Consider the following 19,963-nt stretch of genomic DNA (forward strand, 5'->3'; position numbering starts at 1 on the left):
CGGTGTATGGCACCGGCTTCGCCGGTGTTCGCGGGTAAACCCGCTCCCACGGGTACCGCGTCAGCATTGAGGTGCGGCGATCAGTGAATCGCTACGGGGTTGATGTTCACCTGGGTCGAGCCCTTGTACAGCGGCTGCCCAAGCACGAACAGGAACTCGAACGCCTTGTCCTTCACCAGCGCGCGGGTGTCGATCAGCTCGAGGTTGTAGATGCCACGCTTGGCCAGCATGAACTGGTTGACCGGGAATTCTTCACCGGTCGGGTTGGGGTACACCTCCGACGCCCAGGTGTCGCCACCAAAGGCAACGATGCCCTGGTCCGCCAGCCACTCGGCCGCCGGCAGGTCGATGCCCGGTTCGGTGGCGAGGAACTGCTGGTTGTCCTTGCCGATCAGTTCCAGCCAACCGGTGTTGAACAGCACCACGTCACCCTTGCGCAGGGTAATGCCTTCTTTCTTCAGCACGGCCTTGATGTCATCGACGGTGATCGAGGTGCCGCCCGGCACGATGGCTTTGCCGTAGTGAGCGGTCATGTCCAGCACCACGCCGCGGGTGACCATGGGCGGTACTTTCTCCACACCCAGCTTGGTCACGCCTTCGACGGTGACGAAGTCGGCAGCCTTGTTGCCGTTGTAGTAGACGTTGTCGATACCGATGTGGCCGATGCCGTTGAGCTGGGTGCCGACGCCGGTCCAACCGTTGACCAGTTCATCGTTGAACGTGAACTTGTTGCGGCCCAGGGTCTGGCCAGCCTGCTCGCCGGGCTGGATGTTGTACAGGTGGAAGCTGCGGTGGCGAAAGGCTGGCAGGTCCTTGCTCACCGGCACGGCCAGCGGGTAGGTCTTGCCGGTCTTGACCAGGCCGACCGCCTGCCTGACCACTTCGGGGGTGAGCAGGTTGGCAGCGCCGACTTCATCCTGTTTGCCGTAGGGCGAGGTCTGCCAGTCGGCGGCCAGGGTGGCCTGGGCAGTGGTCGCCAGGGCGACGGCGAGCAGCAGGGGCTTGAAGCGTTTCATCGGGTACTCCTGATGGTGAGGCGTTGTCAGGAGCAGATTCTGCGCAGGGCCCGCTATGGGAAAAAGCGGCCCGGGGGACAATGACTTTTGCTTGCCGATCAACAACCACTCTCGTGCAGCGCCAGGCTCTGGCGCAACTGTTCGAGCATGGCCTGGCGCAGTGCCTGCGGCGCCTGCACGCGGATCGAGCCGGCCTGGGACAGCAGCCAGCCCATCAGCGCGCGGTTGTCGTCGACGGTGGCGACCAGCGTGGCGCCGCCGTCCGCTTGCGGCGTCAGTTGCATATCTGCCGACAGTGGCAACGCTTCCAGGCGCCTGGCCAGCGCAGCATCGACCCAGGCGTGCAACTCAACCTGTTCCGGGGGTGTGAGCGCATCGGGCTGCAGCTGCTGCGCTTCACCCAGGCTCAGGCCCGGTTGCCAGTACCAGCCGTAGGGCATGCCTTTGCTGTTGCACTGCAGCGGGAACAGCGCCGCGAGTTCGACCAGGTCGCGTTCGACGGTGCGTTTGCTGGTGATATGGCCAACGGTTGTCAGGGCCGCCTGCAACTGGGTGGAACTCATCCCTGGGTGACGGCCAGGCAGCAACTTGAGCAACTGCCACTGGCGGGCGACGGTGTGACGGGTAGGGTGGCTGGGCAAAGGGCTCGTCCTTGAAGGCAGGCACGAAGCCTGCCTGAGTGGTGGCGTTTAGCTATCGGTCAGCATACCTTGTCACGGAATGGGATCCAAGTTCTCGCAGACGGCTGTTAGTCGAGGCGTGTCACCCATTTGCCTGCGCCTTGGCCTTCTTTCAGCTGCTGCAGAGCCTGTGGCAATGCCGAGAAGGCGAACTCTCGGCGCTGTGGCGCGATCAGGCGGCCATCGGCGACGGCCTGCAGCAGTCGTTCACCGGCCACGCGCAGGGCCTGGCGATCCGCCAGCCGGCCGTGGGCATGAATGCTGTTGAGCGCCACTTCATGCAGCGAGATTGCCGTGCTGAAGGCGGGCGTTGGTGCGGTTTCCTGGCGGTCCTGGATGCACACGAGGTGGCCGTTGTAGCCGAGCAGGTAGGCAAGGCTGCCGGCATAGGCGCCGCTGACGGTGTCGAACAGGGCATGCAGCGGGCGCTCGCCCAGGGCGGCCTGCAGTTGGTTCTGCCAGTCGGCGTCGTGGTAGTCGAACACGCCGCTTACGCCGAGGGCCTTGAACAGCGCTTCGGTGGATGGGTAGCCGGGGTTGAATTCAGATAGCCAGGCTGTCGACCACGCCGCCGTCGACCCGCAGCGCTGCGCCGGTGGTGGCGGAGGAGTAAGGGGAGGCGAGGTACACCGCCAGGTGGGCGACTTCGTCGACATCGGCGGCGCGCTGGATGATCGAGCTCGGCCGTGCGGTACGCACGAAGTTGTCGGCTTCTTCACGAATGCTGCGCCCGGACGCCTGGGCTGCATCGGCTACCAGCGCAGCCACGCCGTCGGTCAGGGTTGGGCCGGGCAGTACTGCGTTCACGGTTACCCCGGTGCCGGCCAGGCGCTTGGCCAGGCCATGCGATACCGCCAGGTTGGCAGCCTTGGTGACGCCGTAGTTGATCATGTCGGCAGGGATGGCGATGCCCGATTCCGAGGAGATGAACAGGATCCGCCCCCAACCTTTCTCGACCATGCCCGGGGCATAGTGACGGGCCAGACGCACGCCGCTCAGCACGTTGGTGTCGTAGAAGCGCGTCCACTCGCTGTCGGCCACGTCGAAGAAGTCGACGTCGTCGTAGATGCCCAGGTTGTTGACCAGAATGTCGGCCCGTGGGTGGGCGGCGAACAGGGTGTCGGCACCGGCGGCGGTGCCCAGGTCGGCGACCACGCCGTGGATCTGCCCACTCCCACCTTGCTCGCGCAGTTCGGCCAGGGCGGCATCCAGCGACTTCTGGCTGCGGCCGGCAATGACTACGTCGGCGTTTGCGCGGGCCAGGCCGCGGGCGATAGCCAGGCCAATACCGCCGGTCGAGCCGCTGATGATGGCGGTGCGTCCGCCGAGGTCGATGTTCATGGAATGGCTCCTGTGGTTGGGTTGCATCGATAGGAGCCATCCTAGTGAAGCGCAGTCAGACTGTAAAAGACGTAATTCGACTTAGTTAAGACCTACATGGACTTATCAAGCCCTTCCTCGGCCAATGCCAGCACCTGCTCACGGAAAATGCCCACGATTGGCCGCAAGTCGACCTGGTGCCAGACCGCCCACAACTGCTCGCTGGGCTGGAACCAGTCCAGCTTGCGCAGCACCACGGTTGGCCCGGCGCTGGCCGACAGGCTGCTTTGCACCATGGCCAGGCCCAGGCCGGCGGACACCAGGCCGAGTACGCTCAGCGGGTCGGTAGCCTCCAGCGACAGGCGCGGGGTGAAACCGGCATCACCACAACGGGCAATGAAATCGTCGCGCTTGTTGACCTGGTCGGGCTGGCCACCGGTGATGATCCATTCCTGCTCATGCAGGTCGGCGGGGGTCAGCCGAGCCTTGCTGGCCAGCGGGTGCGCGGCCGGGATGGCCAGCAACAACGGGTCGTCCAGTACCGGCTGGCCGCGCAGGTCGGGGTCGTTCTTTGGCGGCGGCTCGCAGACCAGGGCAATGTCCAGGCTGCGCTGACGCAGGCCTTCGAACTGCTCGTTGGGGGTCATGTTGTACAGCGCAATGTGAATGTTCGGGCGCTCGCCACGAATGGCCCGCACCGCGCCAGGCAGCACGCCGGCATGGATGGCGTGGTTGATGTAACCGATGCACAGCCCGCCTTCCTCGCCGCGGCCCAGGCGCTTGCCCAGCGATTCCAGGCGCTCGGCATGCTTGAGCAGGCCACGTGCCTCGGCCAGGAAGGTGCGCCCGTCCCTGGTCAGGTACAGGCGCTGGTTGCGCCGTTCGAACAGGGCCAGGCCCAGGTTGTCCTCCAGCTGGGCGATCTGCCGGCTGAGGGGAGATTGGGAAATATGCAGCTGCTCGGCGGCCCGGCCGACGTTCTCGCATTCGGCGACGGCTACGAAGTAGCGCAACTGACGTAGATCTTGCATGAGACCTCCGGGGACTTAACTGTTGATGATTATGACTTTGGCGGTCTCGATCTGGCCAGCCATGGATGCGCTCGCTTCGTCGGTTGAGCATGCCGACCAGGACTTGGCGGTGTTCAACGCAAGGGGAGGGCTTTGCCCTCCATTCGCGGGCACGCCCGCTCCCACAGGTACCGCGCTGTTTCAAATGCAGCGCAGTACCTGTGGGAGCGGGCGTGCCCGCGAATGCATCTGTCCAGGCCCCACAAAAGCTTGATCCTTTCGCAACAGCCCGACCACCACCTTTGCTTCAGAGGCAAAACTCATTGTCCCGCCCCCGTCTTTTTCCCATCCCCGCGCCCCCCGAGAATTCACCCATCCCAACCTTCCACAGGTGATTCTCAAATGCCTCTCGCCTTGTTAGCCCTGACCTTGGCGGCCTTCGCCATCGGCACCACGGAGTTCGTGATCGTCGGCCTCATCCCGACCATCGCCAATGACCTGGCGGTCACCCTGCCTTCGGCCGGCCTGCTGGTCAGCCTTTACGCCCTCAGCGTCGCCATCGGCGCACCCCTGCTCACCGCCATGACCGGCCGCGTACCGCGCAAGCTGTTGTTGGTCGGCCTGATGGCGCTGTTCACCGCCGGTAACCTGGTGGCCTGGCAGGCGCCCAGCTACGAATCGCTGATCATGGCGCGCATCCTCACCGGCCTGGCCCACGGGGTGTTCTTCTCGGTCGGCTCGATCATCGCCACCAGCCTGGTGCCGAAAGAAAAAGCCGCCAGCGCCATCGCCACCATGTTCAGTGGCATGACCGTGGCCTTCGTCACCGGCATTCCGCTGGGTACCTTCATCGGCCAGCACTTCGGCTGGCGCGTGACCTTCCTGGTGGTGGCCGCGTTCGGCCTGGTGGCGCTGCTCGGCGCGCTGCTGTTCGTGCCCAAGCGCATCCAGCACAGCCAGCCGGCACCGCTGCTGCGCCAATTGCGGGTGATGCTGCAACCGCGCCTGCTGCTGGTGTATGCCATGACCGCCGTGGGTTACGGCGGCTCGCTGGTCGCCTTCACCTTCCTTGCCCCGATCCTGCAGGACATCGCCGGCTTCGGCGCCAACAGCGTTGCCCTGGTGCTGCTCGCCTACGGCGTATCGGTTGCCCTGGGCAACATCTGGGGCGGCCGCCTGGCCGACCGCAAAGGCCCGGTCAAGGCACTGTCGATCATCTTCCTGCTGCTGGCCATGGTGCTGCTGGCGCTGACCTTCACCGCGCCGCATCCGGTGCTGGTGGTAGTGACCGTGCTGGCCTGGGGCGCAGTGGCCTTCGGCAATGTGCCGGGCCTGCAGGTGTACGTAGTGCAGCAGGCGGAAAAGGTCGCCCCCGATGCCGTCGACGTGGCCGCCGGTTTCAACATCGCCGCCTTCAACCTGGGTGTGGCCGGTGGTTCCTGGGGCGGTGCCCAGGTGGTGCAGCAACTCGGCCTCGGCCACACCCCCTGGATCGCCGCACTGGTCACCCTCGGTGCCCTGGCCCTGACCCTGTACAGCGGCCGTCTCGACCGCCGCGTGCCTGCCCAGCCACAACCTGTCGTCAGCCGCGCCTGACCCCTGATTCGATTTACGGAGATGCTCGCCATGACTCAAGATCCGCTGTTCCAACCCCTGCAACTCGGCGCCCTGAACCTGCCCAACCGCGTACTGATGCCGCCGATGACCCGCTCCCGCGCCGCCCAGCCTGGCGATGTACCGACCGCGCTGATGGCCGAGTACTACGCACAACGCGCCAGTGCCGGGCTGATCGTCAGTGAAGGCACCTGGATCTCGCCGCTGGGCAAGGGTTACGCCCGTACCCCGGGTATCCACACCCAGGCGCAAATTGACGGCTGGCGCCTGGTCACCGAAGCGGTGCATGCCGCGGGCGGGCGTATCTTCGCCCAGCTATGGCACGTCGGCCGCCTCAGCCACAGCAGCCTGCTCGGCGGCCAGGCACCGGTGTCGTCCTCGGAGATGCAGGCCGACGGCGTGAATGTGTTCATCGACAATGCCGACGGCACCCCAGGCTTTGTCCAGGCCTCCAAACCGCGCGCGTTGAGCGAAGCGGAAATTGCCGAGATCATCGAGCAGTACCGCCAGGCCGCGCGCAATGCCATGGCGGCCGGTTTTGACGGTGTCGAGTTGCACGCGGCCAACGGTTACCTGGTCAACCAGTTCCTCGATTCTGGTGCCAACGACCGCACCGACCGCTACGGCGGCTCGCTGGAAAACCGCCTGCGTTTCCTCGACCAGGTCACCCGCGCGCTGGTCGAAGGCACGGGCAACGCTCAGCGTGTAGGCGTACGCCTGGCCCCACTGACCACGCTCAATGGCTGTGTCGATGACGACCCGGTCACCACCTATACCGCAGCGGCCCAGCGCCTGGGCGAAATCGGCATCGGCTACCTGCACATTGCCGAAGCCGACTGGGATGACGCGCCGGACATGCCGGTGGACTTCAAGCAACAACTGCGGACGGTGTTCCCGGGGGTGATGGTGTATGCCGGCAAGTACACCGGCGAACGTGCACGGCGTGCGCTGGAGGAGGGCTGGGCTGACCTGATCGGTTTTGGCCGGCCATTCGTGGCCAACCCGGATCTGCCGGCACGGCTGAAGCTGAATGCGCCCTTGGCGGAACACGAACGGGCTACGTTGTTTGGCGGTGATGCCCATGGCCTGACCGACTACCCGGCACTGGCAACAGCCTGATACAAGCCTTCGCGCGGACTTTTGCAGGGGCGGCCTTGTGCCGCGATAGGCCCGCAACGCGGCCCCGGCGATGTCAGTGCGAAGCTGCAATCGAGGTGCTTGTTTGTGTCCTATATATGAACCAAAATATGGCTCTCTATTGAGGGTGCAAACATGCAAAACATATTCGCTGACGTGGCTGTAAGCGTGTCGGAACTGAAAAAGAACCCATCCGCGGTGATGACCGGCGCTGCGGGTATGCCCGTCGCCGTGCTCAATCACAACCGCGTGATGGGTTACATGGTGCCGGCCGAACTGTACGAGGCCATGATGGAACGCTTGGAAGATCTCGAATTGAGCGAACTGGCAAAGTCGAGGCTGGGTGAACAAGGCGTACCGGTTTCCCTGGATGACCTATAAACTCGAATTCCTGCCTTCGGCAATGAAAGAGTGGGGCAAGCTAGGCCACACCGTGCGCGAACAGATCAAGAAAAAACTCGCCGAGCGCCTGCAGTCACCCAAGGTACAGGCCGACGCGCTGCGTGACCTGCCGAACCACTACAAAATCAAGCTCAAGGCCTCTGGATATCGCCTCGTCTATCGAGTCGAGGACGAGCGTATCGTTGTAGTGGTGGTATCGGTTGGCAAGCGCGAGCGTAGCGAGGTGTATCGATCCGCTCAGAAGCGGTAAACATCATCAGTGGTGTAGCCATCCTGCAAACGCCGCGCGCTACGAATGCGCTTCGCTTACCGTTCCTCGTTGCTATTCCATCAGCATCACAGCGTTGGCGTATTTTTCCTGGTCCGGTGTGAACGTTGTCAGCATGCCGGTGTGATTACAGGTCAGGGTGAGCTCTGTTCGCGTATCGATGAACAGATCCTCGCCGCGAAGGCCCTGCCATTGCGCCAGGTACTTGAACGAACCGTACTTCATCGGTTTCTTCAATGCGCGATCATGGCCACCTTTCCAACCTAGCACCGGGAGTGCGCCATCGGCGCAGTGCCGGGCAAGTTCTGGTTGGGCCAAAGCCCGCTCACGGCCAATCTCCCAGCAGCGGATCAAGCCCTCGTCGGGTCCTTTCCATGCTTCTTCCCAGGTGATCAAGGGGCGGATGGGGTAATGAATAGGGCGCTTGATGATCCCGGTAGTTCGATCCATGACTGAGATTGTCCGTAATGTTCAGTTGGCCTGGATGCTACTAATTGGCCATCATTGTGTCCAGTGCTGGCCCGCCTCACCTCTGTGTTCAGTCAAGGCTTTGCTGCAACGCCTCGATAAACACCTCTTCCGCGCGGCTGAAGCGCTGCTCCCTGTTCCACAACAGGTGGATATCCACATCGGCAATCCCTTCCTGCGGCGGCAGCTTCCACAGCAACCCGGCGTCTACATCCGGTGCCACCACATGCTCGGGCAGGCAACCTATGCCAAACCCGGCAATCACCAGCCGGCGCACTTCTTCAAGGCTCGGTGACGACGCCACGATCCGCCCGGCAAACCCTTGCTGGTCGCGGAAAATGGTCAGTGGCGACAGCATGCCGCCAATCTGGTCACTGGTGAAACTGACGAAGTTCTCCCGCTGCAGGTCGCCTTCGTCCTGGCCGAACAGGGCATGGTGCTTGCCACAGAAGAACGCATAGCGCTGGCGCAGGAACAACCGTTGCTCCAGCCGTGGCTGCGCACGCCGGTTCAGGCTGAGGCCCGCTGTGGCGGTTTTTTCCTGCAAGGCGGCGACGATGTCGGAGCTGCGCATCACGTCGATCTCCAGCTCCACCCGCGGGTGCTGGCGGTGGAAATCGGCGAGGAAGTCGTCGAAGCGTTCGTTGACGATACGGCTGATCATCAACAGGCGTACCTTGCCCACCAGTTCGTCCGCCGGCTGCTCCAGCAAGCCGCCGATCTGCGACATCTGCCCATAGACCTCGCCGGCAAGCTGGAACAGCTGCTCGCCCATTTCCGTCAGCACGAAGCGCGGCCCGCGACGGGCGATGAGTTGGCGGCCGAGCTGCTCTTCCAGGCGCTTGAGTGCCTGGCTCACTGCCGGCTGGGTGAGGTGCAGGCGGGCGGCGGCGCGGCTGATGGACAGCTCCTGGCCGATGACCCGGAAGGTGCGCAGCAGGTTCCAGTCGAGGCGGTCGTTGAGCAGGCGGTCGGGCATGGCGGGGCTCGATAATAAGCAAGGCTAATAGTGCGAATAATAAATAGAAAATTGACTAATCATAGCCCTGGGCCGATAAATCGCAGGTATTGAGGCCTGTTGCATCGGTGCTGGCCTCTTCGCGGGTAAACCCGCTCCCACAGGTACTGCAGCGCTTGCAGACCTTGTGCAATCCCTGTGGGAGCGGGTTTACCCGCGAAGAAGCCAACACCAGACCAGCAGGCCAAGCGCCACAAGAGCGCCACCGTGCCCCCGACAACTCCTGCCAGAACAACAAGCAAAGGAGCCCCCATGAAGCCCACCGCTTCCCCCCAACCACGCCGTGCCGCCGCCGCCGCATTCATCGGCACCATGATCGAGTGGTACGACTTCTACATCTATGCCACCGCCGCCGCCCTGGTGTTCGGCGCGCTGTTCTTCCCCTCCGACAACAGCCTGTTCAGCACCATGGCCGCGTTCGGCACCTTCGCCGTCGGCTTCTTCGCCCGGCCGCTGGGTGGCATCGTCTTTGGCCATGTGGGCGACCGTATCGGCCGCAAGAAGTCGCTGGTCATCACCTTGCTGATGATGGGCATCGTCACCGTGGGCATCGGCCTGCTGCCGACCTACGCGCAAATCGGCGCCATCGCGCCGGTACTGCTGATCCTGCTGCGCATCGTCCAGGGCATTGCCGTGGGCGGCGAATGGGGCGGGGCGGTGCTGATGGCCGGCGAGCATGCGCCCAAGGGCCGGCGCAACTTCTTTGCTTCGTTCGCCCAGTTGGGCAGCCCGGCGGGCCTGATCCTGTCGCTGCTGGCCTTCGGCGCGGTCACCCGCCTGCCGGAAGCAGACCTGATGAGCTGGGGCTGGCGTGTGCCGTTCCTGGCCAGCGCGCTGTTGCTGCTGGTGGGCCTGGCAATCCGCCTTGGGGTGAATGAATCGCCCGAGTTCATCGCCAGTCGCGAGCAGGCGGAAAAGGCCCGGCGCAAGGAGCAGGCTCCGGCATTCGAAGTGCTGCGCACGGCCTGGCGCCCGCTGTTGCTGTGCATCGGCGCCAATACCCTGGGCATTGCCGGGGTCTACTTCACCAACACCTTCATGATCAGTTACACCACCCAGCAATTGCACCTGGAGCGTTCGTTGATCCTGGAGTGCCTGTTCTTCGTGGCGATCATCCAGTTCTGCGTGCAGCCGCTGGCCGCGTGGTTGTCGGAAAAGATCGGCGCTACCCGCTTCCTGGCCCTGGTTGCGTTGCTGGCCATGGCCTCGCCATACCCGATGTTCGTGCTGGTCAGCTCTGGCGAAGGCCCGCTGATCGTGCTCGGCATCGCCCTGGCAGCCGCGTGCATGGCGTCGTTCTACGCGGTAATCGCCGGCTACGTCAGCGGCATGTTCGACACCCGCGTGCGCTACACCGCCATTTCCCTGGCCTACCAGATCTGCGGCGCCATCGCTGGCGGCCTGACCCCGCTGATCGGCACCTGGTTGGCCCACACCTTCAGCGGTCAGTGGTGGCCGATGGCGCTGTTCTACACCCTGATCGCCACTATCTCGTTGGTTTGCGTGCTCGCCCTTGCGCGCCAGTATGCCCGTAGCCAGCGCCTGGAGCTGGCTTGATCGAACCGTTTATTCTGGAGTACCCGCACATGTTGAAAAGCAATGGCGAACGCCTGTGGGCGAGCCTGATGGCCATGGCCGAAATTGGCGCCACCGCCCGTGGCGGCAGCTGTCGCCTGGCTCTGAGCGACGACGACAAGGCTGGCCGTGAACTGTTCAGCCACTGGTGCCGCGAAGCCGGCCTGACGCTGACTGTGGATGCCATTGGCAACCTGTTCGCCCGCCGCGCTGGCAGCGACCCGGCTGCAGCGCCGGTGATGATGGGCAGCCATCTCGACACCCAACCAGAGGGCGGTCGTTTCGATGGCGTCTACGGTGTGTTGGCGGGGCTCGAAGTGGTACGCCGGCTCAATGACTTGAACATCCAGACGCGCAAACCGCTGGAAATCGCCGTATGGACCAACGAGGAGGGGGCCCGCTTCACCCCGGCCATGTTCGGTTCGGCGGTGTTCACCGGCGCCCTCGCGCTGGACGAAGCGCTGGCCATTCGCGACGCCGATGGCATCAGCGTCGCCGACGAACTGCAACGCACCGGTTACGCCGGCCAGCGCCCGCTGGGCGGTCAGGTCGCTGCCTATTTCGAGGCGCATATCGAGCAAGGCCCGATCCTTGAAGACAACGCCAAGGCCATCGGTGTGGTCAGCGGCGGGCAGGCCATCCGCTGGCTGGACGTTACCGTCGAGGGCCAGGCGGCGCATGCCGGTACCACGCCGATGTCATTGCGCAAGGATGCCCTGTACGGCGCTGCACAGATGATCCAGGCCGTCGAGCAACTGGCCGCCGATTTCGCGCCGCAAGGCCTGACCACCGTGGGCGAACTCTCTATCGCCAAATCCTCGCGCAACACCATCCCCGGCGTGCTGCGCTTCACGGTGGACCTGCGTCACCACCGCGATGAAGCCATCGAGGCCATGGAGCGTGACCTGACCCTGAAGCTGCAAGCCATCGCCAACCAGCGCGGCCTGCAGGTGCGTATCGAGCGCCACTGGGTCAGCCCGGCCACGCCGTTCGACGCTGACTGCGTAGCCGCCGTGCAGCAGGCGGTGGACGGCCTCGGTTATGCCCAGCAGTCGATCGTCAGCGGCGCCGGCCACGACGCCATCCTGCTGGCCCGCTACTGCCCGACCGCCATGGTGTTCATCCCCTGTGTCGGCGGCCTGAGCCACAACGAAGCCGAAGACGTACTGCCCGACGATGCCCGCCAGGGTGCCGATGTACTGCTCAACGCCGTGCTGGCCCGCGCGGGCCGTATCGAACAAGGAGAAGCCTGATGCGTTGCTACTTCCATCCCGAACAACTGCTGCACCACCCCCGTAGCTATTACTCGCGCGGCGCCATGCGTACCCCGCAGGAAGTCCCCGAGCGCGCCCGGCGTCTGCTGCAGGCGGCCAGGGACCTAGGCTTCGACATCCGTCAGCCTGAGGATGCCGGCCTCGAGTCGCTCAAGGCTGTGCATGGCGAGGCCTACCTGGCCTTCCTCGAAGAGGCCCATGCGCGCTGGAAGGAAGTGCCTGAGGACTGGGGCGACGAGGTCATGTCCAACATCTTCGTGCGTGAGCCCAACGCCCTGCGCGGCATCCTCGCCCAGGCAGGGCGCTACCTTGCGGATGGTAGCTGCCCTGTAGGTGAAAACACCTGGCGCTCGGCCTATTGGTCTGCGCAAAGCGCGGTGGCCGGGGCAAAGGCCATTCTCGATGGGGAACCGGCGGCCTATGCGCTGTGCCGACCTCCTGGGCACCATGCGCGGTTCGATGCTGCGGGTGGTTTCTGCTACATCAACAACGCTGCCGTTGCTGCCCAGGCCTTGCGCAGCCGCTACAGCCGCGTGGCCATTCTCGATACCGACATGCACCACGGGCAGGGGATTCAGGAGATCTTCTACGATCGCAGTGATGTGCTGTATGTGTCGGTGCATGGTGACCCGACCAACTTCTACCCGGGTGTGGCCGGGTTCGAGGATGAGCGTGGCAGTGGTGCGGGGGAGGGGTACAACCTGAACTTGCCGATGGCGCATGGGGCTAGCGAAGCGGACTTCATGGGCCAGTTGGAGGTTGCACTCGCTGCGGTGAAGGACTTTGGCGCCGAGGTGCTGGTGTTGTCACTGGGGTTCGATATCTACGAGCTGGATCCGCAGAGCAAGGTGGCGGTGACGACGGAAGGGTTTGCGGTATTGGGCGAGCGGATTCGGGCGATGCGCTTGCCGTGCCTGATCGTGCAGGAAGGGGGGTATCACCTGGAGAGCCTGGAGGCGAATGCGCAGGCGTTTTTTGCTGACAAGGCGGACTGGCGATAAGGAGGGGCGGGGCTGACAGGTGCTTGCCATGACAGTTTCAGCGCCTGAGAGATCGAGCGCCGCGCGGGCGGCGCTCGATCTCTCAGGCGCTGAAAGTGTTGTGGCGAACACCCCGCAAACCGTTACACCCCACCCCGCCGCACATGCTTCACCAATACCTTCTCCAGCAACTCCCACATCGCCGGCTCGGTGCTGAACGCCACGTTGAACCGCATCCACCCGGTCGCCTTGGCATCGACCATGAACAACTGCCCGGGCCCGAGCATGATGCCTTTCTCCAGCGCATCATCCAGCAACGCCGCGCTGTCCGGAATCGCCGGGTGGCGGGTCCAGATATACATCCCTTCATCCGACTCGATGAACAACTCGAAGCCCAAGCGATGCAGATGCCGGCCAACTTCCTGGTGCGCTTCGGCCAAGCGCTGGCGCAGGCGCTTGAGGTGCTTGCGCCAGCGCCCGTCGATGATCGCGGCATACACCACACGCTCCATCACCTGCGAGGTGGTCAGGCCCGAGCGCATCTTCAGGTGCAGCAGCTTCTGCATCAGTTCGGGGTTGGCCAGCATGTAGCCAACGCGCACATTGGGCGAAATGCTCTTGGAGTAGCTGCCCACGTACACCACCTGCTGCAGGTGGTCGAGGCTGGCCAGGCACGGCTGCGGCTCGGCGACCATGTCGGCGTACAGGTTGTTCTCCACCAGGCGGAAACCGTGCTGGCTGGCCAGTTGCAGCAGGCGGTGCAGCTGCGGCAGCGGCGTGCGCGAGCAGGTCGGGCTGTGCAGGTGCGGCTGGGTGAAGAACGCAGTGGGGCGGTGATGGCTGAGCAACTGTTCCAGCTGGTTCAGGTCGTAGCCGGCCGGTGTGCGCGGCACGCCGACCAGGGTCGCACCCTGGGTGCGCAGGATGCTCATCAGGTTGGGGTAGCCGGGGTCGTCCACCAGCACCACATCGCCCGGGCGCACCAGCGTACGCGCGGCCAGGTCCAGGGCCTGGCTGGCGCCGTGGGTGAGCATCAGTTGCGCCGGGTTGGCGACGATCGACAGTTCCTGCTGCAGGTTCTGCGCGGTCAGCGCGCGCAGCTCCGGCAGGCCCATGGGGTCGCCGTAGCCCGACAGCTCCAGCGGGCTGCCGGCCACCTGGCGCAGGCCGCGGCGCAGTCCGTCTTCGTACATCCAGTCGTTGGGCAGCCAGCCGCACCCCGGCTTGAACGGCAACTGGCGGATTTCGAAGATCTGCTGCAGGTACCACTCGGAGTTGAACGTTGGTCGACTGGTGTCGGCCTCGGCATTGTGCTGGTCCAGCAATTCGCCCGCCGCGCGGTTGACGAAGAACCCCGCATTTCCCCGGCTCACCAGCAGGCCCTGGGCGACCAGGCGGTCGTAGGCCTCGACCACGGTGAAGGTGCTCACCGAATAGCTCGCGGCAAAGGCGCGGATCGAGGGGACCTTGGCGCCTGGCTTGAGGGTCTGGTTGTCGATCAGCTCGCGCAGCCCGTCGATGATCTGGTTCACCAGCGGGGTCGAGGAGTCTGGATGTAATTCGAACATTCGGGGCCTTCAGGGTGCGTATCGCCCGGCGTTTGCAAGGTGTATTGCATGGGCGACCTGTACAGTGCAGTGCGAGTTTCATGCCACTGTGCATGGCTCTCTGCGTCGGACATTTTTACATTAGGTGTCAGATATCGCCACCTAAAGCATGTTCAGTTCGCCCCAGGCGCCTGCCCTGGGGCGCGTCAGCAGGCCGCCATGGAAGGCCTGCGTGTGTTCGCTCACACCATCCTGCGCGCATTAGCACTGATGTACGTGAAACCGCCAGCCATCGGGGTTTCACAGTTTTCCTTGGATAAAAAGAAGCACGGGGTACACAACTGATGGACGCAACATCCACAACCACCACCGCGAAAAGCGGGCACGAGAGCAAGCTCAGTGCCTCGCTGAAGTCGCGCCACCTGACGATGATGTCGATCGCCGGGGTTATCGGCGGCGCCTTGTTCGTCGGTTCCGGCAGCGTGATTCACAGCGCCGGCCCAGCCGCTGTCCTGGCCTACCTGGCAGGTGGCATCCTGGTGGTACTGATCATGCGCATGCTGGGTGAAATGGCGACTTCCTCGCCAGACACCGGTTCGTTCTCCACCTACGCCGATCGCGCCATCGGCCGTTGGGCCGGTTTCACCATCGGCTGGCTGTACTGGTGGTACTGGGTCATCCTCATGGCCTGGGAAGCTTATGTGGCGGGCAAGATCCTGCATGGTTTCTTCCCCGACGTCAGCGTCAACGTGTTCGTGCTGGCCACGACCCTGTTGCTGATCACCGTCAACTTCTTCAACGTCAAGCACTACGGTGAGTTCGAGTTCTGGTTCGCCTTGATCAAGGTGATCGCGATCGTCTGCTTCCTGATCGTGTGTACCGCTGCCGTGCTGAACATCTGGCAGTTCGGTGAAGTGCGTGGCATCAGCCACCTCACCGCCGAAGGCTTCATGCCCAACGGCATCACCACCGTGATCGGTGCCTTGCTCGGGGTGATGTTCGCCTTCCTCGGCGCGGAAATCGTCACCATCGCCGCTTCCGAAGCCAAGGACCCGGCCGCGCAGATCGTCAAGGCGACCAACTCGGTGGTCTGGCGTGTGTGCCTGTTCTACGTGGGTTCGATCTTCCTGATCGTCTGCCTGGTACCGTGGAACGACCCGTACCTGGGCGTTTCCGGCTATGGCGCCTACCGCCGCACCCTGGAACTGCTGGGCGTGCCCTATGCCGAGCTGCTGATGAACTTTGTGGTGCTGACCTCGGTGAGCAGCTGCCTGATCTCGGGCCACTACACCGCTTCGCGCATGCTGTTCTCCCTGGCCCAGCGTGGCGACGCGCCGTCGTTCTTCAAGATCACCCGCGCCGGCACCGGTGTACCGGTGTACGCGATCATGGGGTCGTGCGCCGTGGCCGTGGTGTGTGCACTGATCAACTTCAGCGAGACCCTGCGCCCGAAAGACGTGCTGGAAACCCTGATGAACACCACCGGCATGATCGCCCTGCTGGTGTACCTGGTGATCGCCTTCTCGCAGCTGCGCATGCGCCGCAAGCTGATCGCCGAAGGCAAGGAAGTGCGTCTGAAGATGTGGCTGTTCCCGTGGCTCACCTACCTGGTGATCGCGTTCATCGTGGCCGCCCTGGTGACCATGGCCTTCATGCCTGACTACCAGATCCTGGTGATCTCCACCGGTATCGCCGCAGCAGTCGTGGTGGCGATGGGTGTGGTGCACCAGATCCGCACTGGCAAGCAGCACTAAACGTCACGCGCTTCTCAAAACGGCCGGCTCCCTGGGGGGACCCGGCCGTTTTGTGTTGTTGGGCCAGGGTTTTCCTTCGGACTTCTGGCGTTTTGCTTGTGGGGCCGCGTCAGACCTATCAGAACAGGGCAGATGGCATATGCTGAACACATTGCCCGCCCAAAGGAGCTTCACATGGCCTGGTCCGCCACCCAGTATTCCCAGTTCGAAGACGAACGCACGCGCGCCGTGCGCGACCTGCTCGCCGCCGTGCCGCCACGCCCGGTCCGCCACGCCACCGATCTGGGCTGTGGCCCCGGCAATTCCACCGAGGTGCTGCTGCAACGTTACCCGGATGCCCAGGTGACGGCCCTGGACAGCGACCCGGACATGATCGACAAGGCCCGCGAGCGCAAACGGCTGTGCATCCCCCGCGTGCGCACGGTCATTGGTGACATTGCAGGCTGGTCCGCCCCCGAGCCGCAGGACCTGATCCTGGCCAATGCCTCGCTGCAATGGGTACCTGACCATGCCTCGCTGTATCCGCACCTGGTGCGCCAGCTGAGCGAAGGTGCCAGCCTGGCCGTGCAGACCCCGGACAACCTCGACGAGCCGGCCCATCGGCAACTGCGCGAAATCGCCAGCCAGGGGCCCTGGGCGGCGAAGTTCGCCGATTTCCAGCTGCCGCCACGGCACAACGCGGCGTTCTACTACGACCTGCTCAGCCCGCTGTGTGCGCGGGTGGATGTGTGGCGTACCACCTACCATCACCCGTTGGCCGGCGGCGCCGAAGCCGTGGTGGAATGGTTCAAGGGTTCTGCCTTGCGTCCGTATCTGGGGCGGTTGGAGGCGCAGGAGCAGGTGGATTTCCTGCAGATGTACCTGCAGGCGATGCAGCGCGACTACCCGCCGGCCACCGATGGCAAGGTGCTGTTGCCGTTCCCGCGGCTGTTCGTGATCGCTACCCGCTAGGGCGGCGCCAGCGCCAGGCCACGTAGCTGTAGATGCCGAGGTTGAGCAGCAGTACGAAAGTGCCCAGCAGCAGCTGGATGTGCGGGGTCAGCCCGGCGGGGTAGATCAATGGCCAGATGTAGTGCTCGACGAAGCCGCCCTGATAGCCCGCGTCACCGGCAGCGCTGCGCATGCGGTTTTCCCAGGTGGTCAGCGGGCAGCCCAGGTGCAGGCATTCTACCGCCAGGCCCCAGGTCAGGGCCGGCAGGTGCAGCAGCAGGGCAGGGCGCCAGCGCAGCACCAGCAGGCCGCCGAACAGCACCAGCAGGATGAAGGCCAGGTGCAGCAGGACCAGGGTGTCGGCGGCAAGGCGGTAGAGCATGAGGAGTTGTTTTGTGAATTGAGTTCTTCCCAGCATAGATGGGTTGCCTGTACTGGCCTCTTCGCGGGTAAACCCGCTCCCACAGGTACTCCACGGAACCTGAGAACTGTGGGGGATCTGTGGGAGCGGGTTTACCCGCGAAGAGGCCGGCACAGGCTTACAACCCTTCCTCCACCATCTGCAGGAAGGTCGCCACCACCCGCCGCGTGCGCTGTTCACTCAGGCACACCAATGTCTCGGTCAGGTGCCGCTGGCAATCGACGATCGGCAACGCACACACCCGCGCATCCGCACCAAACTCCGCCGCCGACACCACCCCCACACCAATCCCCACCACCACCGCTTCCCGCGCCGCTTCCCGGCCTTCCACCTGGATCGCCGGGCGAATCCGCAGCCCGGCCCGTTGCATCTCTTCTTCCAGCGTCTGCCGCGTCACCGACCCGGGCTCGCGCAGCACCAGCGGCATATCGTCCAGATCCGCCAGGCTGATCGCGCCACGGCTGGCCCATGGGTGCTGGTGGGAGACGAACGCCACCATCGGGTCGCGACGCAGCGGCAGGCAGTGCAGCCGCTCATCGTCGACGTCCCGCCCCAGCAGGGCCAGGTCGGCCTGGTAGCTGAACAGCCGGGCCAGCGACTCGTCGGTGTTGCCGGTCTCGATCTTCACCTGGATGCCCGGGTAGCGCTGGCAGAAGCGGGCGATCTGCGGCAGCACGTGCACTGGCGCATCCACTGCCAGTACCAGGCTGCCGGTGTGCAGCGCACGCGAATCCTGCAGCAGTTCATGGGCTTCGGCCTCGCAGGCGAACAGGCGCTGGCTGATACCCAGCAGGCGCTCGCCGAGGTCGGTGAGCTGCACCGAGCGCTTGTTGCGGTGGAACAGCAACACGCCGAAGCGCTCCTCCAGTTTGCGCACCTGGTCCGACACCGCGGGCTGGGTAAGAAACAGCTTCTCGGCGGCGCGGGTAAAGCTGCCGTGAACTGCCACGGCATGGAAGGCCTTGAGTTGTGCGTGGGAAACCGACATGACGACCTCAGTAACAAGCTGGGCTTATGTGTGAAATACGATAAATCGATTTTATTTATCTTACTGCAACTGTTTCCATGCATGTCAGCCCGACGCAGGCACCACAAGCGCCGCCAGGGCCATGGCGCCCACACGGTGCCATCTGACCCGATGACAGCCTCGTCATCGCTGTGCGTAACACAAGAACAAGACAGGCGTTTCTTCACATTCTGCCGGCACACTTGAGCAAGAGGTCAGACTTACATGAACCAATCCCTAGCCGCGTTCAAACGCTGGCGCCTCCAGATTTTCGCCATTACCTGGCTGGCCTACGCCGCCTTCTACTTCACCCGCAAGGCCTTCTCGGTGGCCAAGCTGGGCATCGCTGAAGACCCCGGCTTCATGCTCGACAAGGCCGCCATGGCCAACCTCGACGCCATCTACCTGGCCGCCTACGCCGTGGGCCAGTTCACCTGGGGCATGCTTGCCGACCGCTTTGGCCCGCGCGTGGTGGTGCTCGGCGGCCTGGTGATTTCTGCTGCCGCGGCGGTGGTGATGGGCAGTTACGCGACCTTCCCGATCTTCGCCACCTGCATGCTGGTACAGGGCCTGGCGCAATCCACCGGCTGGGCCGGGTTGTGCAAGAACATCGGCAGCTTCTTCCCCGCGTCGCAGCGTGGGCGGGTGCTGGGCCTGTGGAGTTCCTGCTATGCCTTTGGCGGCCTGGTGGCCTCGCCGTTCGCCGGCTGGTGGGCCTATACCCTGGTCGGTACCTGGCACGCGGCGTTCTTCTCCAGTGCCGCGGTGGTGGCGCTGGTGGCCGTGCTGTTCTTCTTCCTGCAGCGCAACAAACCTGAAGACGTTGGCCTGCCGGCGGTGGAGCCCGAGCCGCAGAGCATGGCCCCGGCCGGCAACCTGTGCAGCGTGTGGGCGCCGCTGAAGGAGATCCTGCGCAACCGCACGGTGCTGACCCTGGGGCTGGCGTACTTCCTGTTGAAGCCGGCGCGCTACGCCATCCTGCTGTGGGGGCCGGTGATCGTCTTCGAGCAGATGCCTTCGGTGGGCAAGGTAGGTGCAGCGATCATCCCGACAGCCTTCGAACTGGCCGGGCTGCTCGGCCCTATCATCATTGGCCTGGCCTCCGACAAGCTGTTCGGCGCCCGGCGCATGCCGGCCTGTGTCATCAGCCTGCTGCTGCTGACCGTGGCCCTGGCGGCATTCATGGCGGCCATGCACACCGGCAGCGTGATCCTGGTGGTGGCCCTGCTGTTCGTCATGGGCCTGACCCTGTACGGGCCGGACTCGATGATCAGCGGCGCTGCGGCCATCGACTTCGGCACCGCCAAGGCCGGTGCCACCGCAGCGGGCTTCGTCAATGGCTGCGGCTCGGTGGGGGCGGTACTGGGCGGGCTGCTACCGGGTTACTTCGATGGTGTCACGGTGTTCATCGTGTTTGCCGGCTGTGCCCTGTTCTCGGCGCTGGTGCTGCTGCCGCACTGGAACAGCCGACCGGCCAGCGCTGTGCAAAGCACCGATGTGGCACCGAATACCAGCATGGCAATCAAGCCACTGCGTACCTGAA

21 protein-coding genes are annotated in these 19,963 nt (G+C 64.2%); 11 read left to right on the forward strand and 10 right to left on the reverse strand.

Going from position 1 to position 19,963, the window contains the following annotated elements; all coding sequences use genetic code 11:
* Positions 1-80: 80 nt before the first annotated feature.
* The 5 genes from ACIQYU_RS10200 to ACIQYU_RS10220 all read right to left on the reverse strand — a co-directional run bounded on the left by ACIQYU_RS10200 (position 81) and on the right by ACIQYU_RS10220 (position 4,047).
* Complete coding sequence (locus tag ACIQYU_RS10200) at positions 81-1,016, reverse strand: cyclase family protein (protein WP_333957492.1); 936 nt, start codon at positions 1,014-1,016, stop codon at positions 81-83.
* 98 nt (positions 1,017-1,114) lie between these two features.
* Positions 1,115-1,657, reverse strand: coding sequence for a WYL domain-containing protein (locus ACIQYU_RS10205; RefSeq protein WP_402799408.1), 543 nt, complete (start codon positions 1,655-1,657; stop codon positions 1,115-1,117).
* A gap of 107 nt (positions 1,658-1,764) precedes the next feature.
* A complete protein-coding gene (locus tag ACIQYU_RS10210; protein ID WP_333957493.1) occupies positions 1,765-2,352 on the reverse strand; it encodes a zinc-binding dehydrogenase in 588 nt (195 codons plus the stop codon).
* On the reverse strand, positions 2,240-3,037 hold the full coding sequence (locus ACIQYU_RS10215) for an SDR family NAD(P)-dependent oxidoreductase (RefSeq protein WP_207836255.1): 798 nt from the start codon (positions 3,035-3,037) through the stop codon (positions 2,240-2,242). The genes ACIQYU_RS10210 and ACIQYU_RS10215 overlap by 113 nt, the downstream gene beginning before the upstream one ends.
* A 92-nt stretch (positions 3,038-3,129) precedes the next feature.
* Complete coding sequence (locus ACIQYU_RS10220; protein ID WP_284384605.1) at positions 3,130-4,047, reverse strand: LysR family transcriptional regulator; 918 nt, start codon at positions 4,045-4,047, stop codon at positions 3,130-3,132.
* Positions 4,048-4,428: 381 nt separating this feature from the next.
* Between ACIQYU_RS10220 and ACIQYU_RS10225 the strand changes: the two genes are divergently transcribed.
* The 4 genes from ACIQYU_RS10225 to ACIQYU_RS10240 all read left to right on the forward strand — a co-directional run bounded on the left by ACIQYU_RS10225 (position 4,429) and on the right by ACIQYU_RS10240 (position 7,429).
* Complete coding sequence (locus tag ACIQYU_RS10225; RefSeq protein ID WP_207836254.1) at positions 4,429-5,622, forward strand: MFS transporter; 1,194 nt, start codon at positions 4,429-4,431, stop codon at positions 5,620-5,622.
* A gap of 30 nt (positions 5,623-5,652) precedes the next feature.
* Positions 5,653-6,759: an alkene reductase gene (locus ACIQYU_RS10230; RefSeq protein WP_402799415.1), complete on the forward strand. Its 1,107-nt coding sequence runs from the start codon at positions 5,653-5,655 to the stop codon at positions 6,757-6,759.
* A gap of 153 nt (positions 6,760-6,912) precedes the next feature.
* Positions 6,913-7,158: a type II toxin-antitoxin system Phd/YefM family antitoxin gene (locus tag ACIQYU_RS10235; RefSeq protein ID WP_063913757.1), complete on the forward strand. Its 246-nt coding sequence runs from the start codon at positions 6,913-6,915 to the stop codon at positions 7,156-7,158.
* Positions 7,148-7,429 carry a type II toxin-antitoxin system RelE/ParE family toxin gene (locus ACIQYU_RS10240; protein WP_233687996.1) on the forward strand — a complete coding sequence of 94 codons (282 nt, stop codon included), beginning with the start codon at positions 7,148-7,150 and terminating at the stop codon, positions 7,427-7,429. The genes ACIQYU_RS10235 and ACIQYU_RS10240 overlap by 11 nt, the downstream gene beginning before the upstream one ends.
* Before the next feature lie 72 nt (positions 7,430-7,501).
* Here the strand turns inward: ACIQYU_RS10240 and ACIQYU_RS10245 are convergent, their stop codons facing one another.
* Together ACIQYU_RS10245 and ACIQYU_RS10250 are read right to left on the reverse strand one after the other, a co-directional pair.
* The gene (locus ACIQYU_RS10245; protein WP_402799418.1) at positions 7,502-7,897 is read right to left on the reverse strand and encodes a hypothetical protein; all 396 of its coding nucleotides are present in this window, start codon (positions 7,895-7,897) and stop codon (positions 7,502-7,504) included.
* Between the two features lie 88 nt (positions 7,898-7,985).
* Positions 7,986-8,894 (reverse strand): LysR family transcriptional regulator, encoded by a 909-nt coding sequence (locus ACIQYU_RS10250; RefSeq protein ID WP_063913754.1) that lies wholly within the window; start codon positions 8,892-8,894, stop codon positions 7,986-7,988.
* Between the two features lie 291 nt (positions 8,895-9,185).
* Between ACIQYU_RS10250 and ACIQYU_RS10255 the strand changes: the two genes are divergently transcribed.
* From ACIQYU_RS10255 to ACIQYU_RS10265, 3 genes are read left to right on the forward strand one after another with little or no spacing between them, the layout of a single operon-like run.
* A complete protein-coding gene (locus ACIQYU_RS10255) occupies positions 9,186-10,490 on the forward strand; it encodes an MFS transporter (RefSeq protein WP_233687995.1) in 1,305 nt (434 codons plus the stop codon).
* Positions 10,491-10,519: 29 nt separating this feature from the next.
* Complete coding sequence (locus tag ACIQYU_RS10260; RefSeq protein WP_207836298.1) at positions 10,520-11,761, forward strand: Zn-dependent hydrolase; 1,242 nt, start codon at positions 10,520-10,522, stop codon at positions 11,759-11,761.
* Complete coding sequence (locus ACIQYU_RS10265) at positions 11,761-12,783, forward strand: histone deacetylase family protein (protein ID WP_207836245.1); 1,023 nt, start codon at positions 11,761-11,763, stop codon at positions 12,781-12,783. The genes ACIQYU_RS10260 and ACIQYU_RS10265 overlap by 1 nt, the downstream gene beginning before the upstream one ends.
* A gap of 122 nt (positions 12,784-12,905) precedes the next feature.
* Here the strand turns inward: ACIQYU_RS10265 and ACIQYU_RS10270 are convergent, their stop codons facing one another.
* A complete protein-coding gene (locus tag ACIQYU_RS10270; RefSeq protein WP_063913751.1) occupies positions 12,906-14,330 on the reverse strand; it encodes a PLP-dependent aminotransferase family protein in 1,425 nt (474 codons plus the stop codon).
* A gap of 48 nt (positions 14,331-14,378) precedes the next feature.
* On the opposite strand from ACIQYU_RS10270, the gene ACIQYU_RS10275 reads away from it, so the two are divergent.
* The 3 genes from ACIQYU_RS10275 to tam all read left to right on the forward strand — a co-directional run bounded on the left by ACIQYU_RS10275 (position 14,379) and on the right by tam (position 17,014).
* The gene (locus ACIQYU_RS10275) at positions 14,379-14,654 is read left to right on the forward strand and encodes a hypothetical protein (protein WP_085619209.1); all 276 of its coding nucleotides are present in this window, start codon (positions 14,379-14,381) and stop codon (positions 14,652-14,654) included.
* Positions 14,654-16,063, forward strand: a complete 1,410-nt coding sequence (locus ACIQYU_RS10280) for an amino acid permease (protein ID WP_207836243.1) — start codon at positions 14,654-14,656, stop codon at positions 16,061-16,063. Before ACIQYU_RS10275 ends, ACIQYU_RS10280 begins: the two co-directional genes overlap by 1 nt.
* 174 nt (positions 16,064-16,237) lie before the next feature.
* Entirely contained in the window at positions 16,238-17,014 is a 777-nt protein-coding gene (tam, locus tag ACIQYU_RS10285; protein WP_063913750.1) for a trans-aconitate 2-methyltransferase, read from the forward strand.
* On the opposite strand, the gene ACIQYU_RS10290 is transcribed toward tam, so the two are convergent.
* Together ACIQYU_RS10290 and ACIQYU_RS10295 are read right to left on the reverse strand one after the other, a co-directional pair.
* A complete protein-coding gene (locus tag ACIQYU_RS10290; protein ID WP_207836240.1) occupies positions 17,004-17,375 on the reverse strand; it encodes a DUF2784 domain-containing protein in 372 nt (123 codons plus the stop codon). The two genes, tam and ACIQYU_RS10290, sit on opposite strands and share 11 nt — an antisense overlap.
* Before the next feature lie 157 nt (positions 17,376-17,532).
* A complete protein-coding gene (locus ACIQYU_RS10295) occupies positions 17,533-18,402 on the reverse strand; it encodes a LysR substrate-binding domain-containing protein (protein WP_063913748.1) in 870 nt (289 codons plus the stop codon).
* 243 nt (positions 18,403-18,645) lie between these two features.
* Between ACIQYU_RS10295 and ACIQYU_RS10300 the strand changes: the two genes are divergently transcribed.
* Positions 18,646-19,962, forward strand: a complete 1,317-nt coding sequence (locus ACIQYU_RS10300) for an MFS transporter (RefSeq protein ID WP_233687994.1) — start codon at positions 18,646-18,648, stop codon at positions 19,960-19,962.
* Position 19,963 lies beyond the last annotated feature (1 nt).

Origin of the sequence: Pseudomonas sp. NPDC096925, assembly GCF_044762545.1 — a bacterium.
Classification (GTDB): domain Bacteria; phylum Pseudomonadota; class Gammaproteobacteria; order Pseudomonadales; family Pseudomonadaceae; genus Aquipseudomonas.